Origin of the sequence: Bradyrhizobium sp. C-145 (genome assembly GCF_023375135.1) — a bacterium.
GTDB classification, from domain to species: domain Bacteria; phylum Pseudomonadota; class Alphaproteobacteria; order Rhizobiales; family Xanthobacteraceae; genus Bradyrhizobium; species Bradyrhizobium zhanjiangense.
Map to the genome: position 1 here is coordinate 1,041,999 of NZ_CP088150.1, position 24,155 is coordinate 1,066,153.

A 24,155-nucleotide genomic window follows, 5' to 3' on the forward strand; every position below is an offset into this window, starting at 1 on the left:
CGGGATGCCTATCAATCCGGCTCGACGTGGCGACGCTCAGGGTTTGGCCATGAGCAGACGGAGCGGCATGAGCGGACCGACCGCGATGTACTCGTGGTCGATGAGGTTCTGCTTCGCCAGCGGCAGGCCTTCCATGATGGCGTGCCCTTCGGCGACATCCTTGACGTTCAGCAGGAAGACGGCACCGCGCCCATCGGACCGCGAATACCATTCGCGAACCATCCCGTTGAGATAGAGCTGGGTGGTTTGCCTGATTTCATCGGGCATCACCGCCATGACCTGTTCGCGTGTGATGCCGGGCCTGACAGTCAGAATGACCATCACGCCGGTTGTCGGTGACGTGGTTTGTGCTTGGGCAAGGGATGGCTCTGCCATGGAGGTAACACCTGTCATTGTGAGGGTGAGCGCCAGGACGATGTTGCGGATTGCCTTCATCGGTTTCATCTCTCTGATCACGGCCATTGCCGCGATGTCGCAAATGTCAGGCGCACCAGCGGCGCGGCGCATTTGCGATCCTGATGTAAGGCCGTCTTTGCGAGAGCGACTATTCGCGATAATATTGATAGGCCATGAAGCAGAACTTCACAGTCCGGCAGGGCGCGCTCGACGGTGTGGAGGCGTTCCTGAGCGTCGCCCAGCACCGCAGTTTCCGCCGGGCGGCTGCTGAGCTCGGTGTAACGCCGTCGGCGATCAGCCAGGCGGTGCGCGCACTCGAAGCACGCGTCGGCGCCGTGCTGTTCCTGCGCACGACTCGCAGCGTCAGTCTGACCGAGGCCGGCGAACGGTTCTTTGCGCGCGCACGGCCTGCCTTCGAGGAGCTCGTCGCGGCAAGCGGGGCCGCGCGCGACCTCGGACAGCGACCGGCCGGGCTCTTGCGTCTCACGGTGCCGCGCTCGGTCGTGCCGATTCTGCTGGAGCCCCTGGTCGCCTCGTTCTGTCAGGCCTTTCCGGAGATCGAGGTGGAGCTTGCTGCAAGCGAAGAGCTGGTCGACCTCGCCGCTGGAGGTTTCGATGCCGGCATCAGGATGGGGCAGTTCATCTCCCCGGACATGATTGCGGTCCGCCTGACGAAGCCGTTGCCTTTCCTGATCGTCGGCAGCCCGGCCTACCTCGAACGTCGCGGCCGGCCCCGGCGGCCGGACGATCTGCGCGAGCACGCATGCCTGAGATTGCGGCGATCAAACGGTGCGCTCGCACCTTGGTCGCTCAACGACGGCGGTCGTTCGATCGAGATTGCCGTTGCGGGACCCTTCATCGCCAACGACTTCCCGACGATGTTAGGTGCCGCCGTCGAAGGCGTCGGCCTTGCGCAAGTGCCAGGGCCGCTGGCGACCGACGCCGTCAGAACGGGAAAACTCGTTGCCGTGCTGGAGAAATTCGCGCCGATGACGCCGGGGGTGTTTCTCTACTATCCCAGCCATCGACAAATCATGCCGAAGCTTCGAGCCTTCATCGATCATGTGAAGGGCCGATCCCGGGCCGCGCGCTGAGCTATTGCCCCTCCCGCACGAACCCGTTCCGCAACGTGCCGATGCCGGTGATCTCGATCTCGACGACATCGCCGTGCTTGATGTCAGGCGAGGCACCGTCGGTGCCCATCCAGATCACATCACCGGGCCAGAGCGTGAAATATCTGGTCAGCTCGACCAGGAACGGCACCACGCCGAAGATCATGTCGTTGGTATGGAAGCGATTGGTCTCCTTGCCGTTGACCCGGACGATGGTCTCCATCTTTTCGAGATCGGCCTCGGTCTCGATCCACGGGCCCATCGGCTTGAACGTGTCGGCGTTCTTGGAACGCCACAGGCTGCGATCCGCTTTCTGCCAGCTGCGCTCGCTGACGTCGTTGCCGATGGTGTAGCCGAACACGCAATCCATCGCGTTCGCTTCGGTGAGATGTTTCACCTTCTTGCCGATGACGACGACGAGCTCGCCTTCATAGTGGATCTTGTCCGTCGCAAAGGACGGGATCACGACCTCCTCATCGTGCGCGATCAGCGCGTTCTGCGCGCGATAGCCGATTTCGGGCCGGTCGGGCACCGCCGGTACCTCACCGCGTTTGTCGGCGGCCTCCTTCAGGTGCTTCAGATAGTTCAGGCCGACGCAATAGAAGGTGCGCGGGATCAGTGGCAGCTCGATCTTGACCTGTGCCAGCGAATGCGTGCGCGAGGTCCGCTGCCATTCACTGAAGGGATCGCCGTCGACGGCGATCACCTGGTCACCCTCGACGATCCCCCAGGATGTCTTGTTCGAGGCGGTGAATTTCAGCCAGCGCATGTCCGGTCCTCGTCATTATTCCGCGGCATCGTGGGGCCGCGTCTTCCAGGCGCCGGCGGCCGGCCGCTTCAGTCCGAGATTGTCCCGCAACGTCTTGCCGCGGTACTCCTTCTGGAATAGCCCGCGCCGCTGCAATTCCGGCACGACGTGTTGCACGAAGTCCGCGTAGGAGCCGGGCACGTAAGTCGCGGCGATGACAAAACCGTCGCAGCCGTGCTCGACGAACATCTCCTCCAGCTTGTCCGCGATCTCCTTGGGCCCACCGACCATTGCGTCCTGGACCTGGCCGCGGCCGGAGAAGGTGACGAAGTCACGCGCGCTCGGGTGGCTCTTGCCCGAATTCTTCAGCACGCCGTCGCGAATGCCCAAGATGCCCTGCATGCTCTTCAGCTCGTCCGTCGTCAGCGGCTCGTCGAGATCCTTGGAGGCGAAGTCATAGTTGAGCGCTTCGGCCAGCAGTGACAGCGCATCGATCTCGAGCGGAAGTTTGTTGATCAGCGCCATCTTGTCTTCGGCCTCCGCCCTGGTCGCCGCGCAGACCGGCGTCGTCAAGTTGCAGAGGAACATCTGGTCGGGATCGCGGCCAGCCTTGGCGGCTTCGTTGCGCACGGAAGCATAGCCGTCCTTGGCGGCGGCGAGGTTGCGCGCGGCGGTGAAGATCACTTCGCCCCATCGCCCCGCAAAGCGCTGGCCGCGGCCCGACGCGCCGGCCTGGATGATCACGGGATGGCCCTGGTCCGAGCGCGGCACGGTGAACGGTCCGCGCGACTTGAAGGCCGGCCCCTTGTGATCGAGCCGCTTGACCTTGGCTGGATCGGCAAAGCGACCGCTTTGCTTGTCCATGATGAGCGCGCCGTCTTCCCAGGTGTCCCAATGGCCGAGCACGACCTCCATGAACTCGTCGGCGCGGTCGTAGCGGGAGTCATGTTCCGGGTGGGAGTCGCGCCCCATGTTGAGCGCCTCGCCGTCGTTGAGCGAGGTGACAACGTTCCAGCCCGCGCGCCCACCGGACATCAGGTCGAGCGTTGCAAAGCGGCGCGCGACGTCGAACGGTTCGTAATAAGTGGTCGAGCAGGTTGCGCCAAGGCCGAGCTTCTCGGTGACCATGCCCATCGTGGTCAGCACGATCAGCGGGTCCATCTTCACGCAGCGGATGCCGTATTCGACGGTGTGGGCGTGATCGTTGCCGTAGCGGTCCGGCATCGCCAGGCGGTCGTCGAAGAACGCCATGTGGAACTTGCCCGCTTCGAGGATCCTGGCGATCTCCTGATAATAATCCGCCGACATGGAATCGTTGCGCGAGTCCGGATGCCGCCAGGAACTCGGCAAGTTCGTGCAGTTCTGCGCCTGAAGGAAGCCGACCAGTACCATCTGCCGCGTCATGCTGCTGTTCTCCTGATGCCGTCAGGCCAGATCGAGGACGGTGTCGAGCCTGTACTCGCGCGCCAGCGCGCGCAGCTTCTCCCAGGTGGCATCCTCGATCTCGATGCCGTCGCGCAGGCGTTGCTGCTCGCGCAGGCCCTCGATCTCGCCGGGATAGAACACGCCCTTGCTGCCTTCGGACGGCGGCGTCGATTTGAGGTAGCGCGCAAACTCGGCGACTTCACGCTTGAACTCCTGCAGCGGACGGAAGGCCGCGACGTTGAACACCGCCATGAAGCATCCGTCATTGTGTCGCCCGGTCGGCTCGACGCCGAAGCCGAGACCGGTGAGTAGGCCGCATAGCACCTCGACCATGGCGGCAAGGCCGCTGCCCTTGTAGCCTTCGGTGCCGCCGAGCGGCAGCAGCGCGCCGCCCTTGCGGTATTGGGTCGGATCGGTGGTGTGCCGCCCCTCGGCATCGATGATCCATCCCGTCGGAATTTCTTCGCCGCGGGCGACGGCGAGCTGGACCTTGCCGGCCGCCACCGCCGAGGTCGCCATGTCCAGATAGAACGGCGCATCGAGGTCGGACGGCACCGCGATCGAGATCGGGTTGGTGCCGAGCCGCGCTTCCTTGCCGCCGAACGGGGCGACGTGCTTCGGCGAGCGCCCGGAATCCGCGGTCGCAATCCCGATCATGCCTTCGCGCATCGCCATCAACGGATAGGCGGCGAGGCGGCCGACATGGCTTTGCCGGAACACGGTGCAAGCGGCGACGTTCGCCGTCCTCGCCTTCGCGATGGTCAGTGCCATCGCCTTTGCGTTGACGTGGAAGCCGAATCCCCAATGGCCGTCGATCACGGTCGTGGTCGGCGATTCCTGGACGATGGTCCATTTGGCGCCGGGCACGATGTGTCCGGCCTTGATGCGGTCGACATAGGTGGGAACGGCGATCACGCCGTGCGAGTCATGGCCGGCGAGATTGGCGTTGACGCAGCCGGTGGCGACTGCGTCGGCCTCTTCCTCGGACGCTCCGGCGGCACGGAGCAGCGCGGCGCTGATGCGCGTGAGGCGATCGGCCCTGACGATCGGCATGGCGTTCCCTCGGCTTGGTGCCCTTAACAGGCTGCTCGTTGGGTGCCATCGTCTCAAAGCGCCGCTGCGATATCAATCTCCCGTAAACCAATACAGGGCTGCAAATTCGTAAAGAGAGCGCGCCTTTGGTCGAAACTTCATCCCGTGCGGCGGTATTTTTGATAGTTTGGCGCCAGTCGTTCGCAGCTCATTCACTTTGATCGACGGTTTGCAGCGCGCAATAACGACCACTTAGGCGATCGGCATTCATAAAGTCACCCGGGAGAAATGGGCAGAAATGCCCGGGAGCTGAGATCGTGCCGACGACACTCGCGCGCACCTTTGCGGCGTTGAGCGCCATCAACGAAGCGATCCTCTACGCGAAATCGCCGGACGAGCTGTACCAGAAGGTCTGCGACGCCGGGTTTTCGAGTGGGGACTTCTTGGCCGTCGCCGTATTCCTGGTGGGACCGGATTGCGGGCGGCTGCATTTTGCGGCCGGTTGCGGCGACGACGTTGCGCGGCTGCGCTCGATCATGATCACGACGCAAGCAGGCACGCCCGAAGGATCCGGCGTCGGCGGTGAGGCGTTTCGCGATCAGAAGCTGTGCATCAGCAACGACTATCTGAACGACCCGCGTTCGCTGGCGTGGCGCGAGGGAGCGGCCAAGGCCCATATCGGCGCGGCCGCGGCGCTGCCGCTACTCTGCAATGGCAACAGCGTCGGCGTGCTCTACGTGACCCGCCGCGAAGCCGGCTCGCTGAACGAGCAGATGGTGTCGCTGTTCGAGCGCATGTCGGCCAATATCTCCTATGCGATCGAGAATTTCGAGCGAGAAGGAGCGCGCCGGGACAGCGAGGCGGCGATGCGGCGGCTCAATCGCATGTTTGGGGCGCTGAGCGCGACGAACGAAGCAATCCTCAAAGCCAGCACCGAATTGGACTTGTATCAGCGGGTCTGCGACGCAGCAGTTCATGGCGGCAAATCGCTGGCGACTTTCGTGCTGCTGCGCGAGGAGAACTCGCACTGGCTGATGCCGGTGGCCGCAACCGGACAAAATCTCGACCTGATCAGGCAGGCGCGCTACTCGGTCGATCCCGACAATCCTCACGGTCGGGGCATCTCCGGCCAGGTCTTCCGGACGCAGAAGGCGATGGTCGAAGACGACCTCGTCGGTCGCACCAAGGGAACGACCTGGGAGCGAGCCAACGTCAATGCCGGCGCGGTCGCCTGCGTCGCCGCGCCACTGATCAAGCGCGGAACCAGCGTCGGCGTGATGTTCTTCTTCGTCAGCAAGTCCTGGGCGAAGGACGAGGGTATCGTCGCGCTGTTGCTGCGCATGACCGAGAACGTGTGCTTTGCGCTCGAGAACTTCGATCGTGACGAGGAGAAGGCGAAGATCGCGCGCGAAGAGGAACGGCTCGCGCGCATGTACGCCGCGCTGAGCGCCACCAATGAAGCGATCATCCGGGCCACATCGCGCGCCGAGCTATTCGATCTCGTATGCGAAGCTTCGGTACAGGGCGGCAAGTTCGGCTCGGCGACGATCGCGCTCGCCGAGCCTGCCTCCGAGCTGCTGCGGGTCGTCGCCTCTGCAGGGCCGAACTCCGATGAAGTACGCAGGCTCAAATTCGCGACGACCGACAATGTGCCGGAGGGAAGAGGCCTGACCGGCACGTGCTTCCGCACCGGGCAGCCGTGCCTCACCAACGACCTGTTCGCCGACGAGCGCCTCAAGCCCTGGCACGACAGTGCCCGCCGCACCGGCGTCAAGTCCTCCGCGGCGCTGCCATTGCTCAATGGCGAACGCGCCGAGGGTGTGTTCCTGTTCAATTCCCTCGAGATCGGCACGTTCACGCCGGAATTGGTCGAACTGCTGGAACGGCTCGCCCGCAATGTGTCATTTGCGATCGCAAATCTCGATCGCGCCGAGGAGAAGGCGAAGGCCGACAAGCAGCGAGACCGGCTGAGCGGCATGTTCGCGGCGTTGAGCGCTACCAACGAAGCCATCGTGCGCGCCGAGACCCGCGAGGAGCTGTTCGAGGTCGCATGTCAGGCGGCCGTGCTGGGCGGTATGTTCGCCTCGGCGACGATTGGAATCATCGACGAGACACGTGAGCTGATCCGAGTCGTCGCCGTGAAGGGGCGGCTTCAGGAGCGAATGGTCGGGCGCACCTGCGCGATTTCCCCAGATCATCCCGAGGGCCAGGGGATCATCGGAACCTCGCTGCGGACGTGCCGGCCCAGTGTCATCAACGACTATATGAACGACCCGCGCTCGGCACATTGGCACTCCAGGGCAGTCGAGGACGGGACCCGCGCCGCTGCCAGCTTCCCGCTTCTGCGCGCCGGTCAGGAGCCGATCGGCATTCTGCTGTTCCTTGCTCCTGAGGAGGATACATTCACGCCCGATCTGGTCGAGCTGCTGGCTCGCCTTGCCGAAAACGTCTCCTTCGCGCTCGACAACTTCGATCGCGTCGAGGAAAAGGCCCGCACCGAGGCGCAGAAGGAGCGTCTGACCCGCATGTTCGCGGCGCTGAGCGCGACCAACGAGGCGATCATGCGGGCGAAATCGCGCGCCGAATTATTCGATCTCGTGTGCCTTGCCGCATCGAATGGCGCGAAGTTCACCTCGACGACGATTGCGCTCGCCAGCGCCGACAGCGACCAGCTCAAGATCGTCGCCAGCGCCGGACCGTCGTCCGACACCACGCGCAATGTCCGCCTCTCGGTCGATCCCGAGCGCCCCGAAGGCCGGGGCATGGCCGGCACAGCGTTCCGAACCCGGCAGCCCTGCATCAGCAACGACTATCTCAACGACCAGCGCGTGAGCGCCTTCCACGCCATCGTGCGTGGCGACGGTGCGCGCTCGGGCGCAGCGATCCCGCTCGTCGTTCACGACCTGGCTGTCGGCGTCATGATCTACATGTCGACCGAAAAGGACACGTTCACGGCCGAGTTCGTCGAGCTGTTGCAGCGCCTCGCCGACAATGTCGCTTTCGCGATGGAGAATTTCGATCGCGCCGACGAGAAGAACAAGGCGGATGAGCGGATCGAATACCTCGCCTCGCATGACAGCCTGACGGACCTGCCGAACCGCGAGACGTTCAACGGATTGCTGCGCGAGGCGATCGAGGTGGCGCAGCGCCACGATCACCGTTTTGCGGTGCTGTTCATCGATCTCGACCGCTTCAAGGTCATCAACGATTCGCTGGGTCACGAGGCTGGCGACCTGCTCCTGCTCGAAGTGGCGAATCGCTTGCGCGGCGCGCTGCGGGCAAGCGACGTGGTGGCGCGGCTCGGCGGCGATGAGTTCGTGGTGATCCTCGACCAGTGCGGCGAGATCGACGACGTCCAGCGCATCGCCAGCGGACTACTCGCCGCGCTTGCCGAGCCCACGGAGCTGGCCGGCCACGAGTGCCACACCACGGCCTCGATCGGCATCGCGATGTATCCGGCCAACGGCTCCGACGCGCAGACGCTGACAAAGAATGCCGACATGGCGATGTATCTCGCCAAGGAAGACGGCAAGAACGGCTATCGCTTCTTCTCCAAGGAAGTGAAGACGCAGTCGATCGAACGTCTGTCGCTGGAGAGCGCGCTGCGCCGGGCGCTGGAGCGCGAGCAGTTTTCGCTGAACTACCAGCCCAAGGTGGATATGGAGACCGGCCAGATTACCGGCGTGGAAGCGCTGCTGCGCTGGACGCATCCCGATCTCGGCAATGTCTCGCCGGCGCAATTCATTCCGCTTGCGGAGGAGACCGGGTTGATCGTGCCGATCGGCCGCTGGGTGCTGAATGAGGCCTGCGCGCAAGCCATGGCCTGGCAGCGCCGCGGCCTGCTGCCGCTGTCGATGGCGGTCAACCTGTCGCCGCGCCAGTTCGCCGACGAGCATCTGTTGCAGGACGTCGACGAGGCGCTCGCCGCCAGCGGCATGTCGCCGGTGCTGCTCCAGCTGGAGGTCACCGAGAGCATGATGATGCGCAATGTCGGGCGTGCGCTCAAGGTGCTCGACGCCATCCAGAGCCGCGGGATTCGCCTTGCCATCGACGATTTCGGTACCGGCTATTCGTCGATGTCGCTGATGAAGCACTTCCCGATCGACACCATCAAGATCGACCGCTCCTTCGTGCGCGACCTGCCGCAGGACTCGGAAGATCAGGCGATCGCGCAGGCGATCATCAGCATGGGCAAGGCGCTCGGCATGACCGTCGTCGCCGAAGGCGTCGAGAATGCCGAGCAGGAGGCGTTCCTGCGCACCCATGGCTGCGACGAGATGCAGGGCTATCTGATCGCCGAGCCGCTGCCGCCGCGACAGATGGCCGAACTGCTGCGGCCGATGGTTCTGCCCGTGGCGCCACCGCTCCAGCCCGAGCGGGATCCGGCCGCCGAGGAGGCCGCAGCGTTACGGCTGAAACGCGCTGTCGTCTGACGGCTGCGGGTGCAGCTCGCGGACGGCGTGTTCTCCGCCCTCGGCCTTGTTCGGAAACTGCTGCGGTCCAGTCAGCGACGTCTGCTCGACGAACAGGGCGAGAATACTGCGCGCGCCCTCGGCGAAGCTCGACCCCTCGTTCAAGCCGAGCTCGGCGCACCACGCGCAACCCATCGGCTCGTTGTCGTCGAGCACCGCCATCGCAGGCCCCCACCACCAAGCCGGCGCGGGGGAACGCTCGCCCTCGGGCACGACCTGCCAGCGGGCGAACTCTTCCATCACGCGCTCGAACTCCAGGCGTGCAGCCTGATGCATGCGGTCGATACTCCCTCGATCCACGCCCGATGATAGGCCGGCAGGCGGATTTGATCGTGGCCTTCGTTCGGAAAAATCAGCTCGCGCAAATGGGCCGAGCCATGCAAGCCGACATCATCGTCGGCAATGCGAAAACGTGCGGCCGTCAGCGATGCGCCAACGGCGGCAGCGAATATCCATTCTAGCCGTTTCGAGGCACGGCAGGCAAGCTGCGGGTGCCGCGATTGCCTAACGCGATCTGAACGGATGCGCCTTCTGGTGCCAGGCCCAGGCGGTGCGGATGATCGTCGGCAGGTCGGAGTGACAGGGCACGAAGTTGAGCACCTTCTTCGCAGCAGAGGGATCCGCGACCAGATAGGTGGGATCGCCGGCGCGGCGCGGCTTGATGGTGTGCGGCACCTCGCGTCCGGTCTCCTGCCTGATGGCGTTGAGGATCTCGCGCACGGAGAAGCCGGAGCCGGTGCCGAGATTGAAGCTGCTGCCGGCATGCCCCTGCTCCAGAAGCTTCAGTGCCGCGACATGCGCCGCGGCGAGGTCGGTGACGTGGATGTAATCGCGGATCGCGGTGCCGTCGGGCGTGTCGTAGTCATCGCCGAATACGGCGAACTCGACATGGCCCTGAAGTGCCATCATCGCGCGCGGAATGAGATGGGTTTCGTTGTCGCGCAATTCGCCGATACCGCCGGCCGGGTCGGCGCCGCTGGCGTTGAAATAGCGCAGGCAGAATGCGCCGAAGCCATAGGCCGTGCGGTAATCGGCGAGCATGCGCTCGATCATCCACTTCGAGGCGCCGTAGGGGTTGATCGGCGCGCAGGGAAAGTCTTCCGGCAGTTCCTTGGAATCGGCGTTGCCGTAGACGGCGCCGGTCGAGGAGAACACGATGCGACGGCAGTTCGCGTTGCGCATGGCCTGCAACAGCGACAGCGTGCCCTGCACGTTGTTGATGTAATATTTCTGCGGGTCGGTCATCGACTCCCCGACCAGGCTCGCCGCCGCAAAATGCATCACCGCCGTAATGTTGTAATCGGCGAAGGCGCGCGCCAGCGCCGTGCCGTCGAGCAGATCGCCCGTCACCAGTGGGCCGGTAACGAAACTGCGATGACCTGTCGAGAGATTGTCATAAACGACGGGCTGATAGCCGGCGGCGGTCAGTGCGCGGCACGCATGCGAGCCAATATAGCCTGCGCCCCCGGTGACGAGGACGGTCGGTCGGTCGGTCATGTCGTCTTCTGCTCTTCTCTTAGCGGAGGGATCGGTGGCGGCTGAAGAGAAGATAGAGCGCGCGGGGGTTGGTGGTCAAATAGCGCCAGAGCAGGCGGCGCGGTTCGAGCCAGGTGCGCCAGGCCCATTCGAGTCCGATCTTCTGCATCCATTGCGGCGCGCGGGAACGGCTGCCCGACAAAAAGTTGAACAGACCGCCGGATGTCTTGATAACGCCAACATTGGTGAGATGCGGGGTGAATTCCTCCACGAATGCCTGCTCGTTGGGCACGCCGAGCGCGATCCACAGATAATCCGGCGCAAGCGCGTTGATTTCCTCGACCTTCGCGCGCAGCGCCTCGCCGCGCAGATAACCGTGGCTGCGCCCGACGATCTTGAGGTTCGGATACATCTTCTGAACGTTCTCGACCGCAGCGATGTTTTCCGCCTCGCTGGCGCCGAACATGTAGAAGGTGCGGCCAACCGCTTCCGCCTTGCGCGCGACGACGTGGAACAGGTCCGTGGTCGCAACGCGCTCCGGCAGCGGAAACCAGGATTGCAGCTTCGAAGCCGCGACCAGCGGCTGGCCGTCGGCGTTGATCAGGTCGGCGGCGCGGAACAGGCGTTCGGTCTGCGGTTCCGTCGAGCAGCGCGCCAGCACCTCGCCATTGGCCGAGGTCAGGAACAGCGGACGGCCGATGCGATTGTCAGGATCGGTCGCCTCGATCATGAAATCGGCGGTTTCTTCCAGGTCGATCGCGGCCATGCGAAGGCCGCCGACGGTGATCCGCGGCACCTCGGCAGTTGCCGCCCGTCCATCGAGGTTGACGCGGCGCTCAAGCATATTGTCTGCCTCGCTGGCGCGTTTGGGCTGCGGGAGTGAGCTCGTCGAGAACGACGCCGACGAGCTTGCGCTCGGCGCGGCCGAGCGCGGTCAAGATCTCTTCCAGGCTGTCGTTGATGTCGAGGCTGGTCGGCAGCACCGCCACCAGCGCGTCCGTGTCGTCCAGCAGCTTGCGGCCGCCGGCCGAGAGCGGCACCGCGGGGCCGTCGAGAATCACGAGATTATATCCGCCCGCGGCTCGCGCCTGTGCAATCGCTTTGCGAATGGCATCAGTCGCCTTGCCGGCATCGCCCCCAGCGGCCGGCAGCACCGAGATGCCGTTGACCGTCTTGATCTCGCGGGCGTCCTTGCTGCCGATCGAGAGCCAGCCGAGCCGGCTCGGTTCGCTCTTGCCGCGCCGGTTGAGCTTGTTCGAGAGCGAGCATGCCTGATGATCGGCATCGATCATCAGCACGCGGGCGCCGTCGCGCGCGGCCGCCAGCGCGAAATTCAGCGCGGTCACGCTGCGATCGGTGGTCTCGCCGGTGCCGACGAGCGCGATGACCGGCATCGCCTTGCCATCGGCGCGCCGGGCCACAGCAGTGCGCATGTCGCGCCAGGCATTGAGCAGCGTGGTCAGGGGGAAGCCGGGACGCAGGGTCGGCCAGCCCAGCCGGGTGAGATCGACGCCGCCGCCCGTGGCGAGAATGGCGCCGAGCGTGTGAATGACGTCGGCCTCCTGGAGGCGTGCGATCAGCGGCTTTTCGATCAGGGGCTTCTCGTCCATCGAAGGCTGTAACGGAGGTGCGGCAAGTTCCGGCGGAGCTTGCGCAACTTCCGGAGCTCGCGAGACCTGCTGGGGCGGCGAGGCCTCCGAGGCCTCTGCAGCCCGCGCGCGCTGCGGAGCTCGCGTTGCATCCGGCGCAGGCGTGCGCTGTGGACGAGCAGGCGTCGGCGCTGGCGCGGTCGCACCGGCGAACAGGAGCTCGGCCGCAGCGAACCAGCTTGACGCTGCGACCGCGCCGAAGATGAAGCCAATCATGGCAAACAGGCTCATCGCCGGCGGGAACGAGCGTCGCTGCGGCACCGTCGCTTCGCCGATGACGCGGGCTGCGGACGTGTTCAGGCTCTCCTGCTCCTCGGTCTCGCGCGAACGCTTGAGGAATGATTGATAGACGTCGCGGCTGGCGTCGGCCTCGCGCTCGAGCTCGCGCAGGCGGACTGCGGCCTGGCTGAGCTGGACGCTCTGCCGCTTCTGCGCTTCCAGCGCCCGGTTGAGCGAAGCTTCGAAGTCGCGGGCACGCGTCAAATCGTTCTTGGCGGACTGGGCGAAGCGGTCGATTTCCTCGTTGATGGTGCGCTTGAGATCCTCGACCTGCTTCTCGGTCTGGCGCAGCGCCGGGTGGCGCGGGCCGAGCTCGCCGGCCTGCTCCGCATATTTCTTGCGGGCGTCGGCATATTGCGCGCGCAGGTTCGCAATCGTCGGCGATTGCAGCGCCTCGGGGATCGCGCCCGCATCCGCGGCCGTGCGCCGGCTCGCCTCGATCTGGTCGAGCCGCGCCTGCGCATCCATCGTCGCCGCGCGGGCCGCGGCCAGCCGCTGGTTGCTGGCGGAGAGCTGCTGGTCGCTGATCAGCGTGTCCTGGGTGCCGACGAAATTGTTCTGGGCCTTGTAGGTGGCAAGCGCAGTCTCGGCGTTGCGCAGCCGCTCGCGCAGCTCCTTCAGCCGGCCGGAGAGATCACTGGTGGCGCGCCGTGCGGCCGAGGCCTGTGAGTTGCGGGACTCCGCGAGGTAGGCATTGGTCAGCGTGTTGGCGAGCATCGCCGCTTTCGCGGGATCCGTCGACCAGACCTCGATGTCGACGATGAAGCTCTTCTCGGTCTTGCGGATCGTGATGTGCTTGTTCAGCGCGTCGAGCGCTGCGAGCTGCACTTCCTTCCTCTCTGCGGCCGAGGGCGCGCGGGGCTGAAGGCCGATCAGGCCGAGCAGCGACGACATCAGGCTCGCGCCCTCGCCGCCGCCGAATTCCGGATCCTTGTCGAGACCGGCCTGCTCGATGACCTGAAGCAGCACGCTATTGGAGGTGATCAGGCGCGCCTGGCTCTCCACCACCATGGACATGCCGGAGACGTCCTGCGCGCGCGGCGTGAGCTCGCGATCGACGAGTTGAAGCTCGCGCGGGTCGACATAGAGCTGGGCGGTGGCGGTGTAGCGCGGCGTCAGGCTCTTGCCGATGGTGACCGCAAGCGTCGCGCCGAGCAGGGCGGCCGCGGCAATCGCGACCTTTCGCCGCCAGAGCAGATTGGCGAGCTCCAGCACGCTGAAGCCGGCCTCAGGCTTCCGTTGCGGGGCCTCCGGTCTGGCCCGATCAATCGGCTGGTTATAGTCAAGCATGATCCCCAGCTTTCATTCCAACTGCCGCGGGCTGAGGGGTTACTCTTCGCTTTACGCCACGCACCCGGGATATGGGCGCCCAATCAACGCAACAGGGAAAATTAACCATACTCATTGAGGGACTATTCACCGAAATGGCAAACAAAGCGTTTAAGCGCATGCCGCTCCTCGGCGCGTCGCCGCGACGCTGAGGTCCCGCAGAGATTAACGGTTCGTTACCGCGCGCAGCGTGGCCGCGAAGCTTCGCCTGTTGTGCGATCCGCTGCGCGCGCATGACAGTTAGCTCTTCCGCAGGATGACGTGATAGTCGCCGCGACGGACGTCGGTGCCGCGCGGCAGCACCGCGTTCAGCACCGCGGCGCCGGCGTCGACCAGGGCCGCAAACAGCGGCTTGCGCCGGCGCATCTCGGGATAGCGCGGGCTCTCGACTTCGCGACGATAGATCATCTCGAGACCGTTGGCGGAAGCGAATGCTTCGAGCCTCGGCAGTGTCACCAGCGGATGGAAGAATGTCGGGAACGGCGGCTCGCCGGGCAGGCCGGCATCCTTGATGCCGCGGATGTTCCGGTAGAACCAGACGTGAAACCAGTGCGGCGAATATTTGGTAATCACGCCCGACAGCGAGCGCGGATTGGGCGCGCCGATCAGGATCATTCCGCCGCGCCTGAGCGCGTCGCGGAAATTCAACAGTGCGGATTCGACGTCGGGAAGGTGTTCGATCACGTTGTAGCAGATCACGAGATCGAAGCTCTCCCGCCCGAAACGGTAGGTCTGGACGTCACCGAGGATCGCCTCGTCCGCGTAGGTATTGTTGCGGACCTGATCTTCGTCGATGTCGACGACGGTGACGTGGCTGCGGCTCGGTAATTCCGGCGGCAGAACGCTGCACGAGCCGCCGCCAGCTTCATAGATGGCGAGCCGGCCCTGCGGCAGTTCGCGGCGTAGCATGTCATGAACAGCGAGCAGGCTGTCGCGGGCTTCGCCAGGGATCAGATCGTGCAGCGCCTGGGTGGGTGGAGTGGCCGCGGAGACAGTGATTGCCGTGGCTGTCGCGAAATCGATCGTGGCTGGCTTGTCCATGATTTTCTGACTGCGCTTGTTCTATTCAAATTTACAGGAAAAAACTCGCTCGCCCGAAGAGCAAAACTGATGCCGCGCCACCTGACTGGTCGCAGTGCTTACGGTCGGGTTAATGCACATACGCGTTAACTACGGCATTGTTCATGTTGCGGCGTTGTCGGCGCAGTGGACCGCGAATTGCACTATCACGCGTGCGACGTTTCGCAGCAGAAACACGCGAAGGCGGTTAAGTGCATGGTGTTGTGCCGAGATGGTTGGAGGCCGCCGGCATGCGTCCTGCGGCCGTCGTTCATTTTGGGACGCATCTGTGCCGCGGCGATGTGCCGTCGCGGGACGGGGGCGATCCGCGCGATCGAAGCAGGGCTTTTTCAATATATCTCGGACATCTAGGACGTCATGACATTGATCCCGACAGACCTGTCCGCCACGCGCATCCCGGACGTCGTGCGCGATCCCAACCGGGAGATCGTGGCGAGCTCCCGCGTCATCGACCTGTCGGTCGGCATCGTCGTCTGCATTCCCTGCTTCCGCCGCCCGCAACATCTGCGGCTGACGCTGGACTCGCTGGTGAGCCAGCGTACCCCCCGCTCCTTTGCCGTCGTCATGGTCGAGAACGATGCTGCGCGGCGCGAGAGCGCGCCGGTCGCCGCGGAGTATCTCGCCGGCGGCAGGCTCCAGGGCGTCTGCCTCGTCGAGAAGCGGCAGGGTAATTGCCAGGCGATCAACGCCGCGTTCGAGACGGCGCAGGCGCTGTTTCCCGCCGCGACCCGCTTCTTGATGATCGACGACGACGAGATCGCCTCGCCCGATTGGCTCGAGCTGATGGTTCGTACCGCGGAGGCGACCGGCGCCGACGTGGTCGGCGGGCCGGTGGTGCCGGTCTTCGACGACGACAGCCAGCCCTGGCTGTCGCGTCATCCCGCCTTCTGTCCTGCCTATGATTACAGCGGCGCGGTGCCGCTGATCTATGGCTGCGGCAATTGTCTGATCACGCGCGCGGTGTTCGAGCGGTTCGATCGACCGGCCTTCGATCTGCGCTTCAATTTCCTCGGCGGCGGCGACTGCGATTTCTTCGTGCGGTGTCGCGATGCCGGCATGACATTCCACTGGACCGCGGAGGCAGTCATCACCGAGACCGTGCCGCAGAGCCGCACAAGTCTCGGTTGGATCGCAAAACGAGGCCTGCGCATCGGCGCGATCAATTATCGTGTGCAGTCCAAGGCTGCGCGGAGCGCGGCGGCGCGGATGCTGGTGTTTGCGCAGATGGTTGGACGGTTGCCGTTGTCGCTGGTGCGCGCGGCCAGTCTGCTGACGTCGTCGAAGACCGTTGTCGCGATGCATCCCGTGATGGTCGCGCTCGGCTCCGTGCTCGCGGCTTTCGGCATCGAGCCGAAGCCCTATGAAGCCTCGAAGATCGTGTCCTGACGCCCTGGTCGCGGGTTAGATGCCGAAACGGGCGAGGGCGACCCGGAGCGCGGAGCGCGGCAGCGATTTGAGCGACCGCTGGCCGACCATCCCAAGATAGGCGAAGGCTTCGCGATATCTGCCGAAGCGCACCGCCTGCATCGCCGAATAGGTGACGAGATGAATCTCGGCGGCCCGCCGCAGCGCGCCGGCCGCGCCTTCGGGCAGTCGCGCCAGGATCAGCCCGTCGTCGAAGACGCGCGCGACCGCCGGAAAGAAGTCCTGCGGCGTCCGCACCGCCGCGTTCATCGTGTTGGCCGTGTGCAGGCGATAGTCGAGCAGGAGCTTTGGTGCGAACTCGAACTCGCCGATCGCGGCAAGGCGGCACCAGCAATGCCAATCCTCGCAATATCTGAGGGAGACGTCGAAGCCGCCGATGGCGCGGAAGGCCTCCGCACGGGTGAGCACGATGCCGCCATTGACGATGAAGTTGCCGGCCGCGAGCCGCGTCAGCACATCGCCGGACGGCTTGCGGCGTGCCTTCAGCAGATCGCGCCGGCCGATTTGACGTCCCTCGCTATCGATCGTGTTGTAGTCGCCATAGACGAGAACTGCGCGCGGAGCGCCGCGCGCTGCCGCCAGCAGCGCCGCCACTGCATCGGGACGCAAGCGGTCATCGGCATCGAGGAAGAGCAGCCAATCCCCGATCGCCTGCCGCGCGCCGAGATTGCGCGCCGCCGACACGCCGGCGGAGTCGTTGTGTATCAGACGCAGCCGTGGATCACGCATGGCGCGGACGATCGCCATGGTGCCGTCGATCGAGCCGTCGTCCACGACAATCACTTCGGTGACATCGCCTTGCGCGAGCGCGCTCGCGATGGTTTCACGGACATAGGCCGCGGCATTTTTGGCGGGAATCACGACGGAGACCGACGCGCCCGGGTGCACCGGCAGCGGCGGGCGCGCCGCCGGCATGACGCGTGAGGCAGCCGGCAATTCGAGAACGTCGTCGGCGGTGATCAAGCTGCGGCTCGTCTTTAATGATCCGTTAACCAGGCGCATCCGCCGAGCTGGCAACGCCAACGATCGCAACCTCGGCCAATGCGGATGATACCCGCATTACGGTCAAATCATTGCGCGGAAGGCCTGGGTGGTGCCGGTTTCGTGGATTAGCGTTAAGCCGCCGGCATTGAGCTTGTGGCAATTCGCAAGGAGTGCGACAGGGCTGCCCCGTTGCAGAAGATGCCTGCCATCGCCTGCATGCTGGTTGACGGGCGGTTAACGGGGATTGGTTAAGGTCTCGAGCTTCCCTTGAATGTCGCTTTGACCTTCCTCCGGCTTCGTCACCTGCCTTGAGCCATGAATCGCAGCTTGGATCGCAGCGCCGCTGACATGACTGACGTCGAGCGCCGATCGTTCGGCCACGTCCTGCGCGATGGGCTCGCGGGGCTGAACGCCGTGCAGGCGGCGCGCTGCCTCGTGGCCGTGGCGGCGCTGCTTCTGGTGCTGGTCACGCTCGATCCCTTCCCGGACCTGCGCAGCCCCGATGCCGCCACTGCCGTTGGCGGACGAATGGCGCTGACCTACGTCTCCTTCGGCCTCTTGGCTGCTGTCGCGGTGCTGCTCGCCGCTGTCACCGACGGTCTCTCGCTGAAGACCCTTGTGACCCCGCTGCATCTTTGTCTCATTGGTTGGCTGCTGATCAACATCGCCTTCTCCGAGAGCCGCGGCGTTTCGCTCCAGCGCTTCGTGCTCGCGGCGAGCGTGACGTCGCTCGCCGTGCTCCTGCCGCTATTGCCGCCGACGCAGCGCAGCTTCAACCTGTGCCTCGGCGGTGCCGCGCTCGCGCTGCTCGCACTGTGCTATCTCGGCGTCTTCCTCGCGCCGCAATATTCGATCCACACCGCGCTCGACATCACCGAGCCGCAGCTTGCCGGCGACTGGCGCGGCAGCTTTGGTCACAAGAACGTCGCCTCGCCCGTGATGACCATCCTGGTCTATGTCGGCATCTACCTTTGCGCGGTCGGCTCGTTCGTGATGGGACCGGCGATCGCCGCGCTGGCGGGCATCTTCCTGATCTTCACCGGCGGCAAGACATCCTCGGTGCTGTGCCTCGCGATCTATGCGCTGGCGTCGCTGATCTGCGTCACGCGCAGCCTGTGGCTGAAGCGGATCATCTGCTTCGTGCCGCTGATCGTGATGAACCTGCTGACGGTCGGCAGCGTCTTGAGTCCGGCGCTTGGCGCCATGACGCGGCTGCTTCCGCTCGATCCGACCTTCACCGGCCGCTCCGCGATCTGGGAATTTGCGCTCGCAGCCGTCGCCGAGAAGCCCATCATCGGCCACGGCTATGCGGCCTTCTGGGACGACGTGACCGAGCGGCAGACCGCCCAAGGCGCCGAATGGGCGACGACTGCGGCACACAGCCACAACAGCTATCTCGATCTCGCGGTCACCATCGGCCTGCCGGGGCTGCTGCTCGTGATCCTCGTCTTCGTGCTCGCGCCGCTCGGCAATTTTCAGTCGGCCCAGGCGCACAACCGTAGTAGCGCGCTGGCAAAGCTGTTCCTCACCGTATGGCTGTTCGGTCTGTATTACGGAGTCACCGAGACCTTCCTGCTCGAACGACAGAGCCCGATCTGGTTCATGTTCGTCCTCGCGGCGGCCGGCCTGCACTTCCTGGCCAGGTTCCAGTGCGTCGGGCAGGTGGGACCTGAGCACTGACGCCTTGTCGCAGCGGAGCGGCTCGGGTGGCATCGCTTAACGATAAGCAGCGAGGTTACTTGTGGTTGCGACGAAACATAATCTATCTGGAAAGACTCAGTAACCGTATGTCCCGCGGATGACGTTCCTCAGCGTCGAGCAATCAGCAGGTCGGGTGTCCAGCACGTCGGGAATCGTGGTCGATTTCATGCGTGACTGGTGGCGGGCTGCTCTGCGCCTGAGCGCAGGCCATCGCACCGCGTTCCAGCATGTCTACTGGCTCGGCGCCTGGTATGAGGCGTTTCACGACCTCGCACCGCTGATCGCCGTGATTTCCGATGCCGCGACCGGCAAGGACATCGCACTTGTGCCGATGATCAGCCATCTCAGGCGCGGCATCCGCGTGGTCGAATTTGCCGATCTCGGCGTCTCCGACAACAACGCGCCGATCCTGTCGCTTGACGCGGATGCGACCGATGCCATCGGCAAGGCGTTGATCGAGGCGTTGCGCGCCGTGCCCGACGGCTTCGATCTGCTGCGCCTGAGGAAGATGCCGGCCCAAATCGGCGGCAAGCCGAACCCGCTGGTGTCGCTCGGCCGGATCGGATCCTCCTCGCTCAACGGCAATCTCGTGCTGATGGGCGAGAACTATGAAGATTACCAGGCCTCGATCAAGCGCATGCAGCTGCCGCGCTGCTGGCGCGTCTTCAGCCGTCATGCCGGCGCGCGGTTCGAAATCGCCACGGACGTCGCCCGCGCGTATGAACTGCTGGACGTGATGGATGTGCAGCAGCAGGCGCGCATGCGAAAGCTCGGCTCGCCATTTGTCCTCAACGACGAGACCCATGCGCGATTCTATCGCGAGGTCGCCCGCCAAGGCGTCGCGGAAGGCTATGCCGTCGTCTCGGCGCTGGTCTGCGACGAGGGCGTCATCGCCACCTCGCTCGGCGTCAGGCAAGGCGCGACTTACTACCTGCTGCGCATCAGTCACGCCGGCGAATCATGGTCGAGCTGCTCGCCGGGGCTGCTCGTCACCGAGCGCACCATGGCGGCGCTGCATGCACGGGGCGTGCGCCGTTTCGATCTCAGCATCGGCAACCAGGACTACAAGCGCCGCTTCGGCGCTCAGAAGGTCCCGCTGACCGATGTCAGCGTCGCGCTGTCCTGGCGCGGCTTGCCGTATGCATGGCGTGACCATGCCGCGCAGGGCCTGCGCCGCCACCCCAGGCTCGCCGCCTTTGCGGCACGGGCGATGGGCAAGGGGACACGCTGAAGCGGCATTCTCGAACGAGAATGCCGCCCGCGATCGCATCAGCCATGCAGCTTTTTTGCGGTCTCCGCGATCTGGCGCCCTTGATAGCGTGCGCCGGCGAGCTCGTTGGCGCTGGGCTGACGGCTGCCGTCGCCGCCGGTGATCGTGGTGGCGCCATAGGGCGCGCCGCCGGTGACCTCGTCGAGCTTCATCTGGCCGGCGAAGCCGTAGTTCATGCCGACGACGACCATGCCGAAATGCAGCAGGTTGGTGATGATCGAGAACAGCGTCGTCTCCTGGCCGCCATGCTGGGTCGCGCTTGAGGTGAACGCGCCGCCGACCTTGCCGTGCAGCGCGCCCTTGGCCCAGAGCCCGCCCGCCTGGTCGAGGAAGTTGGCCATCTGCGAGGCAATGCGGCCAAAGCGGGTGCCGGTGCCGACAATGATCGCGTCGTAATTGGTGAGGTCTTCGATCTTGGCGATGGGGGCAGCCTGATCGAGCTTGTAATGGGAGGCTTTTGCGACCTCGGCCGGCACCAGCTCCGGAACGCGCTTGATGTCGACAGTAGCGCCGGCTTCGCGCGCGCCTTCGGCGACGGCATTGGCCATCGCTTCGATGTGGCCGTAGGCGGAATAATAGAGGACGAGAACTTTGGTCATGGGTGGTCTCCGTTGGATGACGAGGTGAGTGTTTGTTCGTTTCCGGGCTTGCCCCGCCTGCGACGCCGAAGCCTCTTCGGCGTGGCGTAGGCCGGGCATGACGAGTTGCTGTGTGGGGGCGGCCTTTACGCCGCGTCGACGAGCACGAGCTCCGAATCTTCCAGAGCGGTGACCTTCAAGCTGTCCTCGTCGCGGATCGCGGCGCCGTCGCGGGCGTTGACGCGCACGCCGTTGATCTCGACTGAACCTGCCGCGGGCACGAGATAGAGGTGCCGCGACTTCTGCGGCGCGTATTCCGCGCTCTCGCCGGCCATCAGCGTGGTGGCGAGCACCCGCGCATCGGCGCGGATCGGCAGCGCGTCCGCATCGTCTTCGAAGCCGCTCGCGATGGTGACGAGCTTGCCGGAACGGTCCGCCTTGGGGAACGGTTTCGAGCCCCAGGTCGGCTGACCGCCGCGTGAGGTCGGCTCGATCCAGATCTGGAAGATCCGCGTCCTGGTCGGCTCGAGATTGTACTCGGAGTGGCGGATGCCGCTGCCGGCGCTCATCACCTGCACGTCGCCGGCTTCGGTCCGCCCCTCGTTGCCGAGGCTGTCCTGGTGGGTGATCGCGCCCTCGCGCACATAGGTGATGATCTCCATGTTGGCGTGGGGATGGGCGGGAAAGCCGGTGTTCGGCGCGATCTCGTCGTCGTTCCACACCCGCAGCGCGCCGTGACCCATGTTGTTCGGGTCGTAGTGGCTGGCGAAGGAGAAATGATGCTTGGCCTTGAGCCAGCCGTGATCGGCGCCGCCGAGCTTTGCGAAAGGTCTGAGTTCGATCATTTGCGTAATTCCTTAACTTGAAGGGGGGCGGTTCGGATCAGGCGCCGAACCCGCCGTCGACATTGAGCACGGTGCCGGTGACGAAGGAGGCCTCCGGGCTTGCGAGGAAGACGACGCCGGCGGCGATTTCTTCCGCGGTCCCGAAGCGTTGCAGTGCGTGCTGCTTGCGCTGCGCGTCGGCGAATTCACGATCGTCGTCGGGGTTCATGTCCGTGTTGATTGAGCCCGGCTGCAGCACGTTGACCGTGATGCCGCGCGGCCCGAGGTCGCGCGAAGCGCCCTTGGAGTAACCGACGATCGCAGCCTTGGTCGCAGCGTAATCGGCGAGGCCAGGGAACGAGGCGCGTGTGGCAATACCGGAACCGATCGTGACGATGCGGCCGCCTTCGCCCATCAGCTTCGAGGCCGCGCGGATCGCGGCGATCACGCCGTGCACGTTGATGTCTTCCTGGCGGGCGAGCGCGGCGGTGTCGGTCGCGGCATCGTCGATCAATCCGCCGACGGCGACGCCGGCGTTGTTGACGAGGATATCTAGCCGGCCGAAATCACTGGCGACGCTCCTGACCAGTTGATCGACCTCCTTGGCCGAGGCCTGATCGGCCTTGTAGGCGCGGGCCTTGACGCCATGGGCCTTCAGCTCGGCGACGACGGCCTCCGCCTTGTCGGGCGAAGCGACATAGCTGATGGCGACATCAGCGCCTTCATCGGCGAGTGCGCGGGCCGAAGCCGCGCCGATGCCGCGCGAGCCGCCGGTGACGAGGGCAACCTTGCCTGAGAGCTTCTTGGTCATTGGATTTCTCCAGTTCCTGAATGTCTGATGGCCCCTTGGATAAGCCTCCGCCTGTGGTATAGAAATAGAAACTGTTGAAACGCATTGTTTCTCTAAATACCCCGATTGGACCAAAGCCCATGGCAAAACTCCCCGATTTCGAGGCGCTCGCGGTTTTCGCAAAAGTCGTGGAATTACGGTCGTTTGCGGGGGCCGCAAGCGAGCTCGCGATGTCCAAGGCGACGGTCTCCAAGGCGGTCACGCGGCTGGAGGAGCGGCTCGGCGCCCGCCTGTTCAACCGCACCTCGCGCCGGCTCGCGTTGACCGATGCCGGCCACAAGCTCGCCGAACGCGCGACGCGCCTGCTGGCCGATGGCGAAGCGGCGGAGAACGAAGCGCTGGCGCAATCGGTGGCACCGCGCGGCCTGGTCCGGCTCGCCGTGCCCATGACATTCGGCATCAAGGCGGTCGCGCCGCTGCTGCCGGAATTCTTCCAGGCCTACCCGGAAGTCTCGGTCGACCTGCATCTGAGCGATGCGACCGTCGACCTGATCGGAGAAGGATTTGACATGGCGGTGCGGATCGCGCGGCTGCCGGATTCCTCGCTGATCGCACGGCAGCTCTTCACCATGCCGCGCTATACCGTGGCCGCGCCGTCCTATCTCAAACAGCACGGCCGGCCGACGCATCCAATGCATCTGGCCGAGCACAAATGCTTCAGCTACGCCTATCTCTCCACGCCCAACGTCTGGCACTACACCAATTCGGCCGGCGAGCAGGCCAGTGTGCGCCCGGGCGGCCAGCTCCGCGTCAACAATGGTGAGGCGGTGATGCCGGCGCTGATCGCAGGCCTCGGCATCGCCGAGCTTCCCGAGTTCATCGTCGGTGAGGCGATCTCCTCAGGCCAGGTCGAGGTGATCCTGAAGGATTGGAAGCAGGCCGAAGGCGCCGTGCACCTGGTGACGCCGCCCGGCGGCCCGCGCCCCGCACGCGTCGAGGCGCTCGGCGATTTCCTGGCCGCGAAGCTGCCGGGCACGTGCAAGCGGCGGCCACGTGGGAAAGCAACGACGTCGTAGCGACCGGCTTCAACAACTTCGTCATTGCGAGCGCAGCGAAGCAATCCAGAGTGTCTCCGCGGAGGATTGCTTCGTCGCAAGAGCTCCTCGCAATGACGGTATTCGACTACGACACCTTCACGCCGTCGATCGCGACAATGCGCAAGCTTGGCTTCAGCGTGTCTTCCAGTTGCGACTTCAGCTCGTGAACACGCGGGTCGCTCGAGCGTCTCGCGCAAACCGCATATTGATGGACGGATTGCGCCAGTGCGCGCCGCGCTTCCGGCGTTCGCGTCATTTCGGGCGTTGAAAGTCGCAAGACGATCGCGGCGAGATTCACCAGCATCTCGTCCAAGGCGATGTCGATGGCCGCGAGTTTTCCCATGGCACACTCCTGGAAGGGCAACGGAGGGCTCAGGCATGCGTTCCGGGCTCGGTCGAACATGGCTAATGCTTCGTAAACATCTTGTTCTTGCCGATCGCGACGTTAGGCTGGCTGGCGAAACAAAGAAAATGAGGGGAGGGACCTG

Annotated in this window: 20 protein-coding genes; 6 read left to right on the forward strand and 14 right to left on the reverse strand. The window is 64.9% G+C overall.

From position 1 onward, the window contains the following. Nucleotides 1–36: 36 nt before the first annotated feature. Nucleotides 37–507 (reverse strand): hypothetical protein, encoded by a 471-nt coding sequence (locus LRP30_RS04880; RefSeq protein WP_249759526.1) that lies wholly within the window; start codon nt 505–507, stop codon nt 37–39. 62 nt (nt 508–569) lie between these two features. Between LRP30_RS04880 and LRP30_RS04885 the strand changes: the two genes are divergently transcribed. Then, entirely contained in the window at nt 570–1,490 is a 921-nt protein-coding gene (locus LRP30_RS04885; RefSeq protein WP_128931342.1) for a LysR substrate-binding domain-containing protein, read from the forward strand. Between the two features lies 1 nt (nt 1,491). On the opposite strand, the gene LRP30_RS04890 is transcribed toward LRP30_RS04885, so the two are convergent. Genes LRP30_RS04890 through LRP30_RS04900 form a run of 3 tightly spaced genes read right to left on the reverse strand, consistent with a single transcriptional unit; the run spans nt 1,492 to nt 4,734 of the window. Then, the gene (locus LRP30_RS04890) at nt 1,492–2,277 is read right to left on the reverse strand and encodes a fumarylacetoacetate hydrolase family protein (RefSeq protein ID WP_249759527.1); all 786 of its coding nucleotides are present in this window, start codon (nt 2,275–2,277) and stop codon (nt 1,492–1,494) included. A gap of 15 nt (nt 2,278–2,292) precedes the next feature. Further along, on the reverse strand, nt 2,293–3,660 hold the full coding sequence (locus LRP30_RS04895) for an LLM class flavin-dependent oxidoreductase (protein WP_249759528.1): 1,368 nt from the start codon (nt 3,658–3,660) through the stop codon (nt 2,293–2,295). Nucleotides 3,661–3,681: 21 nt separating this feature from the next. Further along, nucleotides 3,682–4,734, reverse strand: a complete 1,053-nt coding sequence (locus LRP30_RS04900; protein ID WP_249759529.1) for an Ldh family oxidoreductase — start codon at nt 4,732–4,734, stop codon at nt 3,682–3,684. Between the two features lie 296 nt (nt 4,735–5,030). On the opposite strand from LRP30_RS04900, the gene LRP30_RS04905 reads away from it, so the two are divergent. Next, nucleotides 5,031–9,146, forward strand: a complete 4,116-nt coding sequence (locus LRP30_RS04905; RefSeq protein ID WP_249759530.1) for a GAF domain-containing protein — start codon at nt 5,031–5,033, stop codon at nt 9,144–9,146. Here LRP30_RS04905 and LRP30_RS04910 read toward each other — a convergent pair. The 5 genes from LRP30_RS04910 to LRP30_RS04930 all read right to left on the reverse strand — a co-directional run bounded on the left by LRP30_RS04910 (nt 9,120) and on the right by LRP30_RS04930 (nt 14,959). Continuing rightward, entirely contained in the window at nt 9,120–9,461 is a 342-nt protein-coding gene (locus LRP30_RS04910; RefSeq protein ID WP_128939868.1) for a hypothetical protein, read from the reverse strand. The genes LRP30_RS04905 and LRP30_RS04910 overlap by 27 nt on opposite strands. A gap of 228 nt (nt 9,462–9,689) precedes the next feature. Next, complete coding sequence (gene galE, locus LRP30_RS04915) at nt 9,690–10,682, reverse strand: UDP-glucose 4-epimerase GalE (protein WP_128931348.1); 993 nt, start codon at nt 10,680–10,682, stop codon at nt 9,690–9,692. Nucleotides 10,683–10,701: 19 nt separating this feature from the next. Continuing rightward, nucleotides 10,702–11,505, reverse strand: a complete 804-nt coding sequence (locus LRP30_RS04920) for a WecB/TagA/CpsF family glycosyltransferase (protein ID WP_128939866.1) — start codon at nt 11,503–11,505, stop codon at nt 10,702–10,704. Further along, the gene (locus LRP30_RS04925; RefSeq protein ID WP_249759531.1) at nt 11,498–13,879 is read right to left on the reverse strand and encodes a Wzz/FepE/Etk N-terminal domain-containing protein; all 2,382 of its coding nucleotides are present in this window, start codon (nt 13,877–13,879) and stop codon (nt 11,498–11,500) included. The genes LRP30_RS04920 and LRP30_RS04925 overlap by 8 nt, the downstream gene beginning before the upstream one ends. Before the next feature lie 279 nt (nt 13,880–14,158). After that, the gene (locus LRP30_RS04930) at nt 14,159–14,959 is read right to left on the reverse strand and encodes a class I SAM-dependent methyltransferase (protein ID WP_249759532.1); all 801 of its coding nucleotides are present in this window, start codon (nt 14,957–14,959) and stop codon (nt 14,159–14,161) included. A 396-nt stretch (nt 14,960–15,355) separates the two neighbouring features. On the opposite strand from LRP30_RS04930, the gene LRP30_RS04935 reads away from it, so the two are divergent. Beyond that, entirely contained in the window at nt 15,356–16,384 is a 1,029-nt protein-coding gene (locus tag LRP30_RS04935) for a glycosyltransferase (protein WP_249759533.1), read from the forward strand. A 15-nt stretch (nt 16,385–16,399) separates the two neighbouring features. Here the strand turns inward: LRP30_RS04935 and LRP30_RS04940 are convergent, their stop codons facing one another. Further along, complete coding sequence (locus LRP30_RS04940) at nt 16,400–17,386, reverse strand: glycosyltransferase (protein ID WP_249759534.1); 987 nt, start codon at nt 17,384–17,386, stop codon at nt 16,400–16,402. 348 nt (nt 17,387–17,734) lie between these two features. Here LRP30_RS04940 and LRP30_RS04945 point away from each other — a divergent pair, with 348 nt between their 5' ends. After that, nucleotides 17,735–19,087, forward strand: coding sequence for an O-antigen ligase (locus LRP30_RS04945; protein ID WP_249759535.1), 1,353 nt, complete (start codon nt 17,735–17,737; stop codon nt 19,085–19,087). Nucleotides 19,088–19,205: 118 nt separating this feature from the next. Beyond that, on the forward strand, nt 19,206–20,339 hold the full coding sequence (locus tag LRP30_RS04950) for a GNAT family N-acetyltransferase (protein ID WP_249759536.1): 1,134 nt from the start codon (nt 19,206–19,208) through the stop codon (nt 20,337–20,339). A 38-nt stretch (nt 20,340–20,377) separates the two neighbouring features. Here the strand turns inward: LRP30_RS04950 and wrbA are convergent, their stop codons facing one another. The 3 genes from wrbA to LRP30_RS04965 all read right to left on the reverse strand — a co-directional run bounded on the left by wrbA (nt 20,378) and on the right by LRP30_RS04965 (nt 22,591). Further along, nucleotides 20,378–20,977 carry an NAD(P)H:quinone oxidoreductase gene (gene wrbA / locus LRP30_RS04955; RefSeq protein ID WP_091887000.1) on the reverse strand — a complete coding sequence of 200 codons (600 nt, stop codon included), beginning with the start codon at nt 20,975–20,977 and terminating at the stop codon, nt 20,378–20,380. 125 nt (nt 20,978–21,102) lie between these two features. Next, nucleotides 21,103–21,801, reverse strand: a complete 699-nt coding sequence (locus LRP30_RS04960; RefSeq protein ID WP_249759537.1) for a pirin family protein — start codon at nt 21,799–21,801, stop codon at nt 21,103–21,105. Between the two features lie 37 nt (nt 21,802–21,838). Beyond that, nucleotides 21,839–22,591, reverse strand: coding sequence for an SDR family oxidoreductase (locus LRP30_RS04965; protein ID WP_128939860.1), 753 nt, complete (start codon nt 22,589–22,591; stop codon nt 21,839–21,841). A 119-nt stretch (nt 22,592–22,710) separates the two neighbouring features. Here LRP30_RS04965 and LRP30_RS04970 point away from each other — a divergent pair, with 119 nt between their 5' ends. Then, entirely contained in the window at nt 22,711–23,646 is a 936-nt protein-coding gene (locus LRP30_RS04970) for a LysR family transcriptional regulator (protein ID WP_128931356.1), read from the forward strand. Between the two features lie 106 nt (nt 23,647–23,752). On the opposite strand, the gene LRP30_RS04975 is transcribed toward LRP30_RS04970, so the two are convergent. Further along, entirely contained in the window at nt 23,753–24,010 is a 258-nt protein-coding gene (locus LRP30_RS04975) for a hypothetical protein (RefSeq protein ID WP_249759538.1), read from the reverse strand. Between the last annotated feature and the right edge of the window lie 145 nt (nt 24,011–24,155).

Coding starts and splice junctions, on each gene's coding strand:
- LRP30_RS04880 (WP_249759526.1), bottom strand. CDS start 507: ATGCGCCGCGCCGCTGGTGCGCCTGACATTTGCGACATCGCGGCAATG.
- LRP30_RS04885 (WP_128931342.1), top strand. CDS start 570: ATGAAGCAGAACTTCACAGTCCGGCAGGGCGCGCTCGACGGTGTGGAG.
- LRP30_RS04890 (WP_249759527.1), bottom strand. CDS start 2,277: ATGCGCTGGCTGAAATTCACCGCCTCGAACAAGACATCCTGGGGGATC.
- LRP30_RS04895 (WP_249759528.1), bottom strand. CDS start 3,660: ATGACGCGGCAGATGGTACTGGTCGGCTTCCTTCAGGCGCAGAACTGC.
- LRP30_RS04900 (WP_249759529.1), bottom strand. CDS start 4,734: ATGCCGATCGTCAGGGCCGATCGCCTCACGCGCATCAGCGCCGCGCTG.
- LRP30_RS04910 (WP_128939868.1), bottom strand. CDS start 9,461: ATGCATCAGGCTGCACGCCTGGAGTTCGAGCGCGTGATGGAAGAGTTC.
- galE (WP_128931348.1), bottom strand. CDS start 10,682: ATGACCGACCGACCGACCGTCCTCGTCACCGGGGGCGCAGGCTATATT.
- LRP30_RS04920 (WP_128939866.1), bottom strand. CDS start 11,505: ATGCTTGAGCGCCGCGTCAACCTCGATGGACGGGCGGCAACTGCCGAG.
- LRP30_RS04925 (WP_249759531.1), bottom strand. CDS start 13,879: ATGCTTGACTATAACCAGCCGATTGATCGGGCCAGACCGGAGGCCCCG.
- LRP30_RS04930 (WP_249759532.1), bottom strand. CDS start 14,959: ATGGACAAGCCAGCCACGATCGATTTCGCGACAGCCACGGCAATCACT.
- LRP30_RS04935 (WP_249759533.1), top strand. CDS start 15,356: ATGACATTGATCCCGACAGACCTGTCCGCCACGCGCATCCCGGACGTC.
- LRP30_RS04950 (WP_249759536.1), top strand. CDS start 19,206: ATGACGTTCCTCAGCGTCGAGCAATCAGCAGGTCGGGTGTCCAGCACG.
- wrbA (WP_091887000.1), bottom strand. CDS start 20,977: ATGACCAAAGTTCTCGTCCTCTATTATTCCGCCTACGGCCACATCGAA.
- LRP30_RS04960 (WP_249759537.1), bottom strand. CDS start 21,801: ATGATCGAACTCAGACCTTTCGCAAAGCTCGGCGGCGCCGATCACGGC.
- LRP30_RS04965 (WP_128939860.1), bottom strand. CDS start 22,591: ATGACCAAGAAGCTCTCAGGCAAGGTTGCCCTCGTCACCGGCGGCTCG.
- LRP30_RS04970 (WP_128931356.1), top strand. CDS start 22,711: ATGGCAAAACTCCCCGATTTCGAGGCGCTCGCGGTTTTCGCAAAAGTC.
- LRP30_RS04975 (WP_249759538.1), bottom strand. CDS start 24,010: ATGGGAAAACTCGCGGCCATCGACATCGCCTTGGACGAGATGCTGGTG.